The organism is Oceanibaculum indicum P24 (assembly GCF_000299935.1).
Classification (GTDB): Bacteria; Pseudomonadota; Alphaproteobacteria; order Oceanibaculales; family Oceanibaculaceae; genus Oceanibaculum; species Oceanibaculum indicum.
Genome location: NZ_AMRL01000032.1, coordinates 22,018 through 34,622 on the forward strand (window position 1 = coordinate 22,018; position 12,605 = coordinate 34,622).

Here is a 12,605-nt window from a genome sequence, read left to right on the forward strand (position 1 = left end):
CATGCGCCTGAAGACCATCGCCAAGATCGTCGGCGTCCTGCTCATCGCACTGGTTGTCGCGGTGGTTGTCGTCGTCAAATCCATCGATTCCGAGGATGTGAAGCGGCAGATCGCGGAGCAGGTTTCGGCTTCCACCGGACGGACGCTCGCCATTGCCGGCGACCTCGATGTCGGCATCTCGCTGACGCCGGTTCTAGCGGCCACATCGGTGACCTTCTCCAACGCCGAATGGGGTAGCCGTCCGGAGATGGCGCGCATCGGCGAGCTGCAGGTTTCGGTGGCGCTGCTGCCGCTCATCAGCGGCCAGGTCGATATCCGCGAGCTGGTGGTGCGCGACGCCGACATCCTGCTGGAGACCAACCGGCAGGGGCGTGGCAATTGGCAGTTCGGCGAGGCGAAGCCGGCCGGCCAGAATGGCACGCAGTCCGGCGGCGGGGCAGATATCGCCTTCCGTGACCTGACCATCGAGCGCAGCGTGCTGGTGCTGAAGGATGCCGCCACCGGCACTGAACAGAAGCTGACGGTGAACCGGCTGGCGCTGGAACCATCAGGCAATCTCAACAAGCTCGATCTCGATATCCAGTATCAGGAAATGGCGGCGGCGCTGTCCGGCACGGTCGGCAGCATCGACGCGCTGACGACGGGGCGTGCGGTTCCCATCGACCTGGAAGGCAGCGCGCTCGGCATCGACCTGGCACTCTCCGGCACGGCGGCGGCCAGTGCGAACGGGCCGTTCAACCTTTCTCTCTCTGCCAGCGGCAAGGATTTCGCCGGGCTGAAGCCGGTCGCAGGCGATCTGCCGCAACTCGGCGCGTTCGACCTGAAGGCGCAGGTCTCGGGCGACGGCAAGGCGCTGAAGCTGGAGCCGCTGTCGCTGAAGCTGGGCCGCACTGATCTGGCTGGCGGCCTGTCGGTGAAGCTGGGCGGTACCCGGCCCGCGCTTACCGGGTCGCTCGCCAGCGATGCGCTGGACCTTGCCCCCTTCATCGGTGGTGAGGATGCGCCCGCCGCTGGCACCTCGCCGGCTGCCGGCAGCGACGATGGAAGGGTGATCCCGGACGATCCGCTGCCGCTGGACGCGCTGAAATCGTTCGACGCCACTCTCGACTACAAGGCGGCGAAGGTGCTGCTGAAGAATGGCGAGATGACCGACCTGTCGGCGAAGCTGTCGCTGGCCAATGGCGACCTGAATCTGAAGCCGCTGGTTCTGACCGCCTTCGGTGGCAAGATCGAGCAGAATTTGCGGCTGAATGCTGCCGGCCAGACGCCGCAGCTGACCGTCGAGGGCAAGGTCGAGAAGCTGGATATGGGCGCGCTGCTGAAGGCCGCCGCCGACAGCGACATGCTGACAGCCAACACCGATGCCAGCTGGCAGCTTTCCGGGCGCGGGGCAAGCCCACGCGCCATCGCCGCCAGCCTGGACGGCCAGATCCGCAATATCCTGCAGGACGGCACGGTCAACAGTAAGTATTTCGAGCTTATTGCCGCCGATCTGGTGCCGAAGCTGCTGCCCGGCAACACGGCGCAGGAAGCCAACCTGAACTGCATTGTTACCCGCATCGACATTGCCAAGGGCGTGGCGACCAACCGCGTCATGCTGATGGATACCAGCCGCGTCACCATTGTCGGCACCGGCACGGCCAATCTGGGGACGGAGCAGCTGGACATGAAGCTGACGCCCTCGCCGAAGGATAAGAGCCTCATCAGCCTGGCGACGCCGATCCTGATCAGCGGCAGCTTCGCTAATCCCAGCTTCTCGCCGGACCCGGTGGCGCTGGCGACCGGCGTCGCCGGTGCCGTGGCCGGCACCATGGTGAACCCGCTGGGCCTGCTGGTGCCGTTCCTGTCCTCCGGCAGTGGCGAGAGCCCTTGTGCGCAGGCCATTGCCAATCTGGACAATCCGGACGCCGGCAAGAGCGGCAGTAGCGGCGGTACTCAGCAGCAGGACCAACAGCAGCAGCCGGGTAGCATCCCCGGCCTGTTCAAGAATCTGCTCGGCCGATAGGAGAGGGGTTGTTGAAGCGTTTCTACAAGCAGGCCGGCATCGCTTCGGCGGCAGACGGACATCGCGTCACGCTGGACGGCAAGCCGATCCGGACACCGGCCAAGGCGGAGATGGTATTGCCGACGGCGGCACTGGCCGAGGCAATTGCCGCCGAATGGCAGGCGCAGGCCGAGGAGATCAGGCCGGGCGACATGCCGCTGACGCAGCTTGCCGCGACCGCCATCGACCGAGTCTCCAAGGAACGCGCGGCGGTGATCGAGGAACTGGTCGGCTATGCCGAGACCGACCTGCTCTGCTATCACGCGGAGGAGCCGGAGGATCTGGTGGCCCGGCAGGTGGCGACCTGGCAGCCGCTGCTGGACTGGGCGAACGAGACATTCGAGGCGCCGTTCCAGGTGACCGCCGGCATCATGCCGGCGCGCCAGCCGGAACCGGCACTGATCGGTGTGCGCCGGGCGCTGGACACCCTGTCCGACCTGGAGCTGACAGCGCTGGCCAGCCTCACGGCGTCCTGCGGCTCGCTGATCGTGGCGCTGGCGGTGCGGCATGGCCGGATTTCCGCGGAGGAGGCGTTTTCGACCTCGCAGCTCGACGAGACTTTCCAGATCGAGCAATGGGGCGAGGATGAGGAGGCGCGCAAGCGCCGCGCGCTGCTGATGCGCGATATCGAGGCGGCAACGCTCTTCCTGTCGCTGTGCCGCCTGAGCTGAACTGTGAGCTAGACAAGGCCATCCGGGGATAGCCATGCAGGAGCAGGCAGTCAGGCTGTCGATCCAGGGCCGGGTCCAGGGGGTCTGGTACCGCGCCTGGACGGTGCGCGAGGCGCAGGCGCTGGGCCTGCGCGGCTGGGTGCGCAACCGCCGGGACGGCTCGGTGGAGGCGGTGCTGGTCGGGCCGGCCTCGGCCGTCGAGGCGATGATCGAAGCCTGCCGGAAGGGCCCGCCTGCCGCCCGCGTGGACGAGGTCATCGTCACCGAGACCGCCCCGACCGATGTCGGCACCGGCTTCGAGCAGCTGCCGACGGCATAGGAACCGCATGGATATCCAGCCCCTTCTCGCAGCGCCCTCGCAGCGGCTTTGGCAGGAACGCCAGGCCTGGTTCCAGCGCCGGCTGGATGACGCGCTGGGGGATGAGGATACGGCTATCGGCGCGCCCATACCCATAGGCGCGCAGGCGGAGGCGCTGCTGATCGACCTGCAGCTTTCCTTCTGCGCCGGCGCCTGGGTGGCCGCCATCATCCTGGCTCAGACCGTGCTGGACGCCGACCTTGCCGACCGCGAGCTGGCGGGGGAGGAGACGGGGATTGCGCTGAACGATATCCGCTTCGGGCGCGACTATGTGTGGCTGCGCAACCGGCGCAACGATCTGGTGCATGAGGAAGGGCGGACGGCGCTGACCGTCCGCGACCAGACACAGGACCGCCAGCACCTCGAAGCCGAGGCGCGGCGGGCCGTGGAGCTGTTGTTTAAAGCCCTGAAGGGGTAACCGGAAGGGTTAGGCGAGCTCGAAGATCGCCTCGACCTCGGTCGCCACATTGCGCGGCAGCACATTGGCGCCGACCGCGAAGCGGGCGTGACGACCGGCATCACCGAACACCTGAACCATCAGGTCCGACGCGCCGTTGATGACTTCCGGCTGGTCGGTGAAAGAGGCCTCACAGGCCACGAAGCCGCCCAGCTTCACCACGCGGACGATACGGTCGAGATCGCCGCCAGCGGCCTGGCGGGCCTGGGCGATAAGGTTCAGCGCGCACAGCCGGGCGGACTGCTGGCCCTGCTCGACGGTGATGTCGGTGCCGACCTTGCCCTTGAACTTGATATCGCCGTTCAGGACCGGGATCTGGCCGGAGACGAAGATCATGTTGCCGCTGACCACATAGGGCACGTAGTTGGCCGCAGGTGCTGCGGCGGCAGGCAGTTCGATGCCGAGTTCCTTCAGGCGGGCGTCGATACGTCCGGACATGGCAAATCCTCGTTCGTTTCTGTCTTCAGGAATCAGTGGCGACGGCTGCCGTCACTGTTCGTTGCGAAGGGCACCATAATCCCTCTGGCCGCGGGCTTCCAGCGTGCTGGCGACGGTCTGCTTCACCGCGTCCAGCCGCAGCTTGCGGCGCTGTGCCTGCCGTTCCTTCTTTGCCGCACGGTGGCGGACAACGAAGATCAGCGACAGCTTGTAGCCGACCAGGCCGAAAAAGATCACATAGGGGATGCAGCCGACCAGCATCGACTGGCCCCAGCTTGTCATCATGTCGGCGAAGCCCAGCACCGAATCCCACCAGCTGGTCGCCGTTGCGGCGGCTTCACTCTCATACTGCTGGGCGAACTGGTCATAGCCGGTGTTGTGCCCGTCGCGGCCGAGCAGGAATTCACCGGTCACATAGAACAGGTAATAGGACGGCACCAGCGTTGCCACATTGGTGATCCAGGTCCAGGCCGCCGAGACGATCAGGCTGAACTCCCACTTGAAGCGGCGGGCGATCAGCCAGGTCAGGAAGACGGTGAACATCTGCGCGCCGACCAGCGGCGTGAAGGCCCAGGCAAGACCGACGCCGACCGCGCGCGCGGTATATTCCGGCGGGTGCTGAGAACCGACGCGCTTCATCGGCACGACGAGCTTCATGCGCGCCGTCCGCATAAATCGGGTCAACCAGCCCTGTTTGCGTCCCTTGGCCAGGACACGCCTCCATACCCCAGTTCGGGAAGGGTTTGCTTCGGTTCCTGCTTCTAAAATAGGGGAAGCATGGCCCCGCGCAATGGCGGATTCGGATGCTGCTGCGCAATATAATTCCGTTATGCGGAAAATGGCTTGAAAATCAAATCGCTGCGAAAAAAGCCGGGCAACGAAAAAGGGGGCCGCCATTCTGGCGGCCCCCATCCAGTGACGACAGAGGAGGCAATAAGGGGCTGCTGCGTCGCCGGAAATTCGTCCCCGCGCCTTACGAGCAGCCGGTGGTGCCGCCGCAGGTGTCGCACTTCAGGCAGGTGCCGTTACGCACCAGCGTGAAGTTGCCGCATTCCGGGCAGCTGTCGCCTTCATAGCCCTTCATGCGCGCCTCGCGGATCTTGTCGAACTTCGCGTCCACCGCCTCGATCACCTCCTGGCTGACCGACACCGCCGCCGTGGTTCGCGTGGTGGTCGTGGCGAGGCCGTGATCGTGCCCGTGATGTCCATGGTCATGGCCGTGGGCGTGATAGCCGTTGGTGCCGTTGGCCTTGGCGGTTTCCGTCAGGCCGCCGGTGAAGACGACGAGGTTGTTGCGCACGAAACCGCGGCTGGTCACCCGCTCGACGGCGGCAAGCGCCTCGTCCTCGGCGCGGGTCGCATCGCCGGTGCCGCGCCCCACCGTATCCGGCGCCAGGTCGGCCGGTTCGGCATGGGCAAGGTCGGTGCGGCTCAGATAGCTGACCGCCAGTTCCCGGAAGATATAGTCCAGGATGGAGGTCGCCATCTTGATCGCGTCATTGCCCTCGACCATGCCCGACGGCTCGAACCGGGTGAAGGTGAAGGCATCGACATATTCGTCCAGCGGCACGCCGTACTGCAGGCCGATGGAGATGGCGATGGCGAAATTGTTCATCAGCGAGCGAAAGGCGGCGCCTTCCTTGTGCATGTCGATGAACACCTCGCCGAGGCGGCCATCCTCGTACTCGCCGGTGCGCAGATAGACCTTGTGGCCGCCGACGATGGCCTTCTGGGTATAGCCCTTGCGCCGGCCCGGCAGCTTCTCGCGGTTGATGACCCGCTCGACGATGCGCTCGACGATCTTCTCGGCGATGACCGGTGCGCGCGCGGCGGCCGGTTGCTCGACAATCTCTTCGAACTCCTCAAGGTCCTCGGCGTCCAGCAGGGCGGCCGAGAGCGGCTGCGACAGCTTGGAGCCGTCGCGGTACAGCGCGTTCGCCTTGATGCCCAGCTTCCAGGACAGCAGATAGGCCTCGGCGCAATCCTCGACCGTCGCCGCATTCGGCATGTTGATGGTCTTGGAGATGGCGCCGGAGATGAAGGGCTGTGCCGCCGCCATCATGCGGATGTGGCTCTCCACCGACAGGAAGCGCTTGCCGATGCGGCCGCACGGGTTGGCGCAGTCGAACACCGGCAGGTGTTCGTCCTTCAGGCCGGGCGCGCCCTCCAGCGTCATGGCGCCGCTGCAGTAGGTGTTGGCGGCCTCGATGTCGGCCTTGGAGAAGCCCAGACCCGCCAGCATGTCGAAATTCATGTCGTCGAGCTGCGCCTGGGCGAAGCCCAGCACGTCGCGGCAGAATTCCTCGCCGAAGGTCCATTTGTTGAACACGAACTTGATGTCGAAGGCGCTGGCGAGGCTCGCCTCCAGCTTTTCCAGCGCCTCTTCGGTGAAGCCCTTGGCCTTCAGCTTCGCATGGTCCACGCCAGGGGCGTTCTTCAGGCTCTGATGGCCAACGGCGTAGCGCACGATCTTCTCGATCGTGGCTTCGTCATAGCCCAGCACCTTCAGCGCCTGCGGCACCATGCGGTTGATGATCTTGAAGTAGCCGCCGCCGGCCAGCTTCTTGAACTTCACCAGCGCGAAATCGGGCTCGATGCCGGTGGTGTCGCAATCCATGACCAGGCCGATGGTGCCGGTCGGCGCGATGACCGAGGTCTGCGCGTTGCGGTAGCCATGCGCCTCGCCCAGCGCCAGCGCGTCGTCCCAGGCCAGCTTTGCCGCGCGGACCAGCGCCTGGTCCGGGCAGTTGGCGGCATCCAGTGGGACCGGCGTCACTTCCAGCGCCTCATAGCCTTCGGTGGCGCTGTGCGCGGCCAGCCGGTGGTTGCGGATGACACGCAGCATGTGCGCGGCGTTCTTCTTGTAGCCGGGGAAGGCGCCCAGCTCCTGCGCCATCTCGGCGGAGGTGGCATAGGCACGGCCGGTCATCACCGCGGTCAGCGCGGCGCACAGCGCGCGGCCCTTGTCGCTGTCATAGCCGAGGCCCATGGACATCAGCAGGCCGCCGATATTGGCGTAGCCGAGGCCCAGCGTGCGGTACTCGTAGGACAGCTTGGCGATTTCCTTGGACGGGAACTGCGCCATCAGCACGGAGACTTCCAGCGTCAGCGTCCACAGCCGTACTGCATGCTCGTAGCCGGCGATATCGAACCCACCATCCGCCTTACGGAAGGTCATCAGGTTCAGCGACGCCAGGTTGCAGGCCGTGTCGTCCAGGAACATGTATTCCGAGCACGGGTTGGAGGCGTTGATGCGCCCGCCTTCCGGGCAGGTATGCCACTCGTTGATCGTGCTGTCGTACTGGATGCCAGGATCGGCGCAGGCCCAGGCGGCATAGCTGATGCGGTCCATCAGCTCCTTCGCCTTCAGCCGCTTGTGCAGCTTGCCGTCGGTGCGGCGCACCAGATCCCAGTCGCCGTCGGTCTCGACAGCGCGCAGGAATTCGTTGGTCAGGCGCACGGAATTGTTCGAGTTCTGGCCGGAGACGGTCAGATAGGCCTCGGAATCCCAGTCCGTGTCATAGGTGCGGAACTCCATGGCGGTGAAGCCCTGGCGCGCGAACTGGATGGTGCGCTGGATCATGTTCTCGGCGACCAGCGCGCTGCGCGCCTCGAAGATCGCCTTCTTCAGAACGCGGTTCTGCTTCGGATCGAAGCGCGAATCGTCGTCACCTTCCTGACAGGCAGCCATGACGGCGGTCAGGTGCTTCTGGTTGATCTTGGAGCCGGTCACCAGCGAGGCGACCTTCTGCTCCTCATTCACCTTCCAGTCGATATAGGCCTCGATATCGGGATGGTCGATATCGACCGTCACCATCTTGGCGGCGCGCCGCGTGGTACCGCCGGACTTGATGGCGCCCGCCGCGCGGTCGCCGATCTTCAGGAAGCTCATCAGGCCGGACGACTTGCCGCCGCCGGACAGCCGCTCGCCCTCGCCGCGCAGCTTCGAGAAGTTGGTGCCAGTGCCGGAGCCGTATTTGAACAGCCGGGCCTCGCGGACCCACAGATCCATGATGCCGCCGTCATTCACCAGATCGTCGCCGACCGACTGGATAAAGCAGGCATGCGGCTGCGGATGTTCGTAGGCGGAGTTGGACTTCACCAGCTTGCCGGACTTGAAGTCCACATAGTGGTGGCCCTGCGCCGGGCCGTCGATGCCATAGGCCCAGTGCAGGCCGGTGTTGAACCATTGCGGGGAGTTCGGCGCCGCCATCTGGGCCGCCAGCATGAAGCGCATCTCGTCGAAGTAGGCGCGGGCGTCCTCTTCCGCATCGAAATAGCCGCCCTTCCAGCCCCAGTAGGTCCAGGTACCGGCCAGCCGGTCGAACACCTGCTTGGCGCTCTCCTCATGCGTGGTGCGGTCCTCGGGCGCCAGCGTGTCCAGCTTCTTGGCGTCCGGCGCCTTGCGCCACAGCCAGTCGGGAACGTCCTTTTCCACCACCGGGGTCAGCGCCACCGGTACGCCGGCCTTGCGGAAATATTTCTGCGCCAGGATATCGCAGGCGACCTGCGACCAGCTCTCCGGCACCTCGATATCCTTCAGCTGGAAGACGATGGAGCCATCCGGATTGCGGATTTCGCTGGTCGTCCTGCGGAAGGAAAGCGCGGCATAGGCATCCTTGCCGGCCTCGGTGAAGCGACGTTCGATCTTCATAATGTTCCCCTCGGTCCCCTCGGCACCCGCAGCGTCTCTCCGTGCCTGGATACGCTGCTGGTCCGTATGATCTGTCGTCCTGAATGGCGACCGACGGTTTCGATCGCCTCGTCGCCGGATGCGAGGCACCCTATATCTAGCGGCGGAGAACAAGTGTGCCACAAGCGCTGGCGTGTTCAACTGCATTTTGTATGTTGACAGCAATTAACCACATCAGCTGGTTTCGCGTGATGGCAGGACTGGCGGATTATCGCCCCCTGCAGCGCCCGCCGGGCTGGACGGATGGCCGCGAGGGTGCAATATTCCGGGCACTTCGTTGCCTGCATGAAGGACGGACCAGATCATGGCGGATATCGGCACCCGCTTGTACACGTGGCTGAACGGCGAAAAGGTCGGCGAGGACCAGTTCGGCAACCTGTATTATCGCGGCAAGAAGGCGGCCAACGGCCAGCGCGACAAGCGCTGGGTGGTCTATAAGGGCGAGCCGGAGGCCTCCAAGGTGCCGCCGGCCTGGCATGCCTGGCTGCATTACACGACCGATATCCTGCCGACCGGCGCTGAACAGATGGCGAAGCCGTGGCAGAAGGAACATCTGCCGAATCTGAGCGGCACCGACCTCGCCTACCGTCCGCCCGGCCATGTGCTGAGCGGTGGCAAGCGTGACAAGGCCACGGGCGACTACGAGGCCTGGCGCCCGGAATGAGGGCTTCGGACATTAAGATAGCGGGCAATACAGCGGGAGCGCGGCGATGCATCGCAGCCTGATCGAGACGGTGATGGGCGCCGTCGTGCTGGTGGTTGCCGGCCTGTTCGTCGTTTTCGCCTTTTCCGCGGCCGATCTGCGGGCGGTCGGCGGCTATATGGTCACGGCCTCCTTCGAGCAGACGACCGGCCTCAATGTCGGGTCGGATGTGCGCATCAGTGGCATCAAGGTCGGGTCGGTGGTGAGCCAGCAGCTCGACCCCGAGACTTACCTCGCGCGCATCACGCTCAGCATCGACACGGCGGTGAAGCTGCCGCGCGACACCATCGCCAAGGTGGCGTCGGAAGGGCTGCTGGGCGGCAGCTACATGCAGCTTATCCCCGGTGGCGACGACCAGATGATCGAGGCGGGCGGCCGCATCGCCTATACCCAGTCCTCCGTCGATCTGATGGATCTGCTGGGCCGCTTCGTCTTCACCGCCGCCGAGAGCCAGGGCAGCAACCAGTCCGGTGGCGATCAGTCTGGCGGCAACCAGTCCGGAGGCAACACGCCCGTTCCCACCGCGCCGCTGAAATAGCGGAACCGGCGGTCCACGGCATCGTTATCCAGCGCATGTCCAACCCACTTCTGTCCTCTCTTCGCCGCCATTCCCTGCCTGCCCTGCTGGTCATGGCAGGGGGGCTGTGCCTCATGTCAGTGTCGGCGGCGGCGCAGGACCGGCCGACCTTCACCCCCTATCCGGTGGCGGTGCTGCAGGGGCTGGACAAGATCACCGCGCGGATATCCACCTTCGAGGCGCCGGTCGAGCAGCCTGTCGTCTTCGGCTCATTGGAGATCATGGTGCGGACCTGCCAGAAGCGTCCGCCGGAGGAACCGCCGGAGAGTGCCGCCTTCCTGGAGATCACCGAACAGAAGCCGGGCGAGGCGGCGAGCCGTCTGTTCACCGGCTGGATGTTCGCCTCAAGCCCGGCGCTGAACGGGTTGCAGCACCCGGTCTATGACGTCTGGCTGCTGGACTGCAAGAGGGCTGAATAGGCGTTGCGGACATCGCCGGTGGGAAAGCGCGCGGCCACGGTCAGTGCCTCGGCCAGCCGGTTCTTGTAATCCTCGCGCGGGATTTCCACGGCGCCGAAGCGCGTCAGGTGGCTGGTGACGAACTGGGTATCCAGCAGCACGAAGCCGCCCATCTTCAGCCGTGCGACCAGATCGACCAGCGCCACCTTGGAGGCGTCGGTCTCGCGGCTGAACATGCTCTCGCCGAAGAAGGCGCCGCCCAGCGCCAGCCCGTACAGCCCGCCGACCAGCTTGCCATCGCGCCAGCTCTCCACCGAATGGGCGAGGCCCATGCGGCGGAATTCCAGGAACAGCCGGACGATCTCGTCATTGATCCAGGTGTCGTTGCGGTCTTCCGCCGGTTCCGCGCAGCCGCGCAGGACGCCCTCGAAATCGCTGTTGCAGCGCATCTCGAACACGCCCCGGCGCACCGTCTTGGCCAGGCTGCGCGGGATATGGAAGCCATTGAGCGGCAGGATGCCGCGCTTGCTGGGATCGACGAAGAACAGCTCCGAATCGTCCCGTGTCTCGGCCATCGGAAACACGCCGATGGCATAGGCCTGTAGCACGAGTTCAGGCGTTAGCGGGACCACGCGGTTACTCTCGTTTGCCGCCGTCCATCCAGCGTTCGAGCCAGTGAATGTCGTAATCGCCGTCGATGAACGACTTCTCGGTCAGCAGCTTGCGATGCAGCGGGATCGTCGTCTTGATGCCGCCGATCACATATTCCTCCAGCGCCCGGCGCAGCCGCATCATGCATTCCGCGCGGTTGCGGCCATGCACCACCAGCTTGGACACCAGCGAATCATAATAGGGCGGGATGGCGTAACCGGTATAGAGGGCCGAATCGACCCGCACGCCAAGGCCGCCCGGCGCGTGGTAATCCGTGACCTTGCCAGGCGAGGGCTGGAAGGTCAGCGGGTCTTCCGCATTCACCCGGCATTCGATGGCATGGCCGAAGAACTTGATGTCGGCCTGCGAGAAGCCTAGCGCCGCCCCGGAGGCAACGCGGATCTGTTCACGCACCAAGTCGATGTCGGTGATCATCTCGGTGATCGGATGTTCGACCTGCAGGCGGGTGTTCATCTCGATGAAGTAGAATTCCCCGTTCTCGTACAGGAATTCCAGCGTGCCGACGCTGCGGTAGCCCAGCTTCTCGATCGCCTTGACGACGATCTTGCCCAGCTTCTCGCGTTCCTCGGCGTTCAGCGCGGGTGAGGGGGCCTCTTCCAGCACCTTCTGGTGGCGGCGCTGCAGCGAGCAGTCGCGCTCGCCCAGATGCACGACATTGCCGTGATTGTCGGCCAGCACCTGCACCTCGATATGCCGGGGCTTGTCGAGGAACTTCTCCATATAGACTTCGTCATTGCCGAAAGCGGATTTCGCCTCCGACTTGGCGAGCTGCAGCGCCTGGGCGAGCTGGCTTTCGTCACGCGCCACCTTCATGCCGCGGCCGCCGCCGCCGCCGGTTGCCTTGATCAGCACCGGATAGCCGATGCTGGCGGCAAACTTCTTGGCCGCCTCCAGGCTTTCGATGGCGCCGTCGGAACCGGGCACGCAGGGCACGCCGGCCTCGATCATCGCCCGCTTGGCGGTGATCTTGTCGCCCATCATGCGGATATGGTCGGGCGAGGGGCCGACAAAGGTGAAGCCGTGCGCCTCCACGATCTCCGCGAAGCCCGCATTCTCCGACAGGAAGCCCACCCCCGGATGGATCGCGTCGGCTCCGGTGATGGTGGCAGCGGAGATGATCGCCGGAATGTTCAGGTAGCTCTGGTTCGGCGGCGGCGGGCCGATGCACACGCTCTCGTCGGCCAGCCGCACATGCATGGCGTTGGCGTCGGCCGTGGAATGGATGGCGACGGTGTGAATGCCCATCTCGCGGCAGGCGCGGTGGATGCGAAGGGCGATTTCGCCGCGATTGGCAATCAGGATCTTTTCGAACATCTCTGCCCAGCTATCCGCCGTGGCCTACTCGATGACCATCAGCGGCTCGCCGAATTCCACCGGCTGGCCGTTGCTGATCATGATCTTCGTCACCGTGCCGTCGCGCGGGGAGGGGATCGGGTTCATCACCTTCATTGCCTCCACGATGGCGATGGTCTGGCCCTTGCGGACCGCATCGCCCTGGCGCACGAAGGGCTCGGCCCCCGGCTCCGGCGTCAGATAGGCGGTGCCGACCATCGGCGAGGGCACCGTGCCCGGCAGGTCGCCGGCCGGCGCCGCC

13 protein-coding genes are annotated in these 12,605 nt (G+C 65.2%); 7 read left to right on the plus strand and 6 right to left on the minus strand.

The window, feature by feature from the left end; genetic code table 11:
• Nucleotide 1: 1 nt before the first annotated feature.
• From P24_RS16980 to P24_RS16995, 4 genes are read left to right on the plus strand one after another with little or no spacing between them, the layout of a single operon-like run.
• On the plus strand, nucleotides 2-2,005 hold the full coding sequence (locus tag P24_RS16980) for an AsmA family protein (protein WP_008945980.1): 2,004 nt from the start codon (nucleotides 2-4) through the stop codon (nucleotides 2,003-2,005).
• An 11-nt stretch (nucleotides 2,006-2,016) separates the two neighbouring features.
• A complete protein-coding gene (locus tag P24_RS16985; protein WP_008945981.1) occupies nucleotides 2,017-2,715 on the plus strand; it encodes an ATP12 family chaperone protein in 699 nt (232 codons plus the stop codon).
• A 34-nt stretch (nucleotides 2,716-2,749) separates the two neighbouring features.
• Nucleotides 2,750-3,034, plus strand: coding sequence for an acylphosphatase (locus tag P24_RS16990; protein ID WP_008945982.1), 285 nt, complete (start codon nucleotides 2,750-2,752; stop codon nucleotides 3,032-3,034).
• Nucleotides 3,035-3,041: 7 nt separating this feature from the next.
• Entirely contained in the window at nucleotides 3,042-3,491 is a 450-nt protein-coding gene (locus tag P24_RS16995; protein WP_008945983.1) for a hypothetical protein, read from the plus strand.
• Between the two features lie 9 nt (nucleotides 3,492-3,500).
• Here P24_RS16995 and P24_RS17000 read toward each other — a convergent pair whose 3' ends face one another.
• From P24_RS17000 to P24_RS17010, 3 genes are all read right to left on the minus strand, one after another.
• A complete protein-coding gene (locus tag P24_RS17000; RefSeq protein ID WP_008945984.1) occupies nucleotides 3,501-3,968 on the minus strand; it encodes a RidA family protein in 468 nt (155 codons plus the stop codon).
• A gap of 51 nt (nucleotides 3,969-4,019) precedes the next feature.
• Nucleotides 4,020-4,625, minus strand: coding sequence for a DUF2062 domain-containing protein (locus tag P24_RS19470; RefSeq protein ID WP_183077897.1), 606 nt, complete (start codon nucleotides 4,623-4,625; stop codon nucleotides 4,020-4,022).
• Between the two features lie 316 nt (nucleotides 4,626-4,941).
• Nucleotides 4,942-8,622 (minus strand): vitamin B12-dependent ribonucleotide reductase, encoded by a 3,681-nt coding sequence (locus tag P24_RS17010; protein ID WP_008945986.1) that lies wholly within the window; start codon nucleotides 8,620-8,622, stop codon nucleotides 4,942-4,944.
• Between the two features lie 343 nt (nucleotides 8,623-8,965).
• On the opposite strand from P24_RS17010, the gene P24_RS17015 reads away from it, so the two are divergent.
• Genes P24_RS17015 through P24_RS17025 form a run of 3 tightly spaced genes read left to right on the plus strand, consistent with a single transcriptional unit; the run spans nucleotide 8,966 to nucleotide 10,360 of the window.
• On the plus strand, nucleotides 8,966-9,325 hold the full coding sequence (locus P24_RS17015; protein WP_008945987.1) for an NADH:ubiquinone oxidoreductase subunit NDUFA12: 360 nt from the start codon (nucleotides 8,966-8,968) through the stop codon (nucleotides 9,323-9,325).
• A 46-nt stretch (nucleotides 9,326-9,371) separates the two neighbouring features.
• Nucleotides 9,372-9,902, plus strand: a complete 531-nt coding sequence (gene mlaD, locus P24_RS17020; protein WP_008945988.1) for an outer membrane lipid asymmetry maintenance protein MlaD — start codon at nucleotides 9,372-9,374, stop codon at nucleotides 9,900-9,902.
• Nucleotides 9,903-9,937: 35 nt separating this feature from the next.
• Nucleotides 9,938-10,360 carry a DUF2155 domain-containing protein gene (locus P24_RS17025; protein WP_237740211.1) on the plus strand — a complete coding sequence of 141 codons (423 nt, stop codon included), beginning with the start codon at nucleotides 9,938-9,940 and terminating at the stop codon, nucleotides 10,358-10,360.
• Here the strand turns inward: P24_RS17025 and aat are convergent.
• The 3 genes from aat to P24_RS17040 all read right to left on the minus strand — a co-directional run.
• Nucleotides 10,321-10,971: a leucyl/phenylalanyl-tRNA--protein transferase gene (gene aat / locus P24_RS17030; protein ID WP_040708228.1), complete on the minus strand. Its 651-nt coding sequence runs from the start codon at nucleotides 10,969-10,971 to the stop codon at nucleotides 10,321-10,323. The two genes, P24_RS17025 and aat, sit on opposite strands and share 40 nt — an antisense overlap.
• Before the next feature lie 4 nt (nucleotides 10,972-10,975).
• Complete coding sequence (gene accC, locus P24_RS17035) at nucleotides 10,976-12,325, minus strand: acetyl-CoA carboxylase biotin carboxylase subunit (protein WP_008945991.1); 1,350 nt, start codon at nucleotides 12,323-12,325, stop codon at nucleotides 10,976-10,978.
• A gap of 24 nt (nucleotides 12,326-12,349) precedes the next feature.
• Nucleotides 12,350-12,605 (minus strand): acetyl-CoA carboxylase biotin carboxyl carrier protein (locus tag P24_RS17040; protein WP_008945992.1); only part of this gene is annotated, 256 nt, incomplete at its 5' end.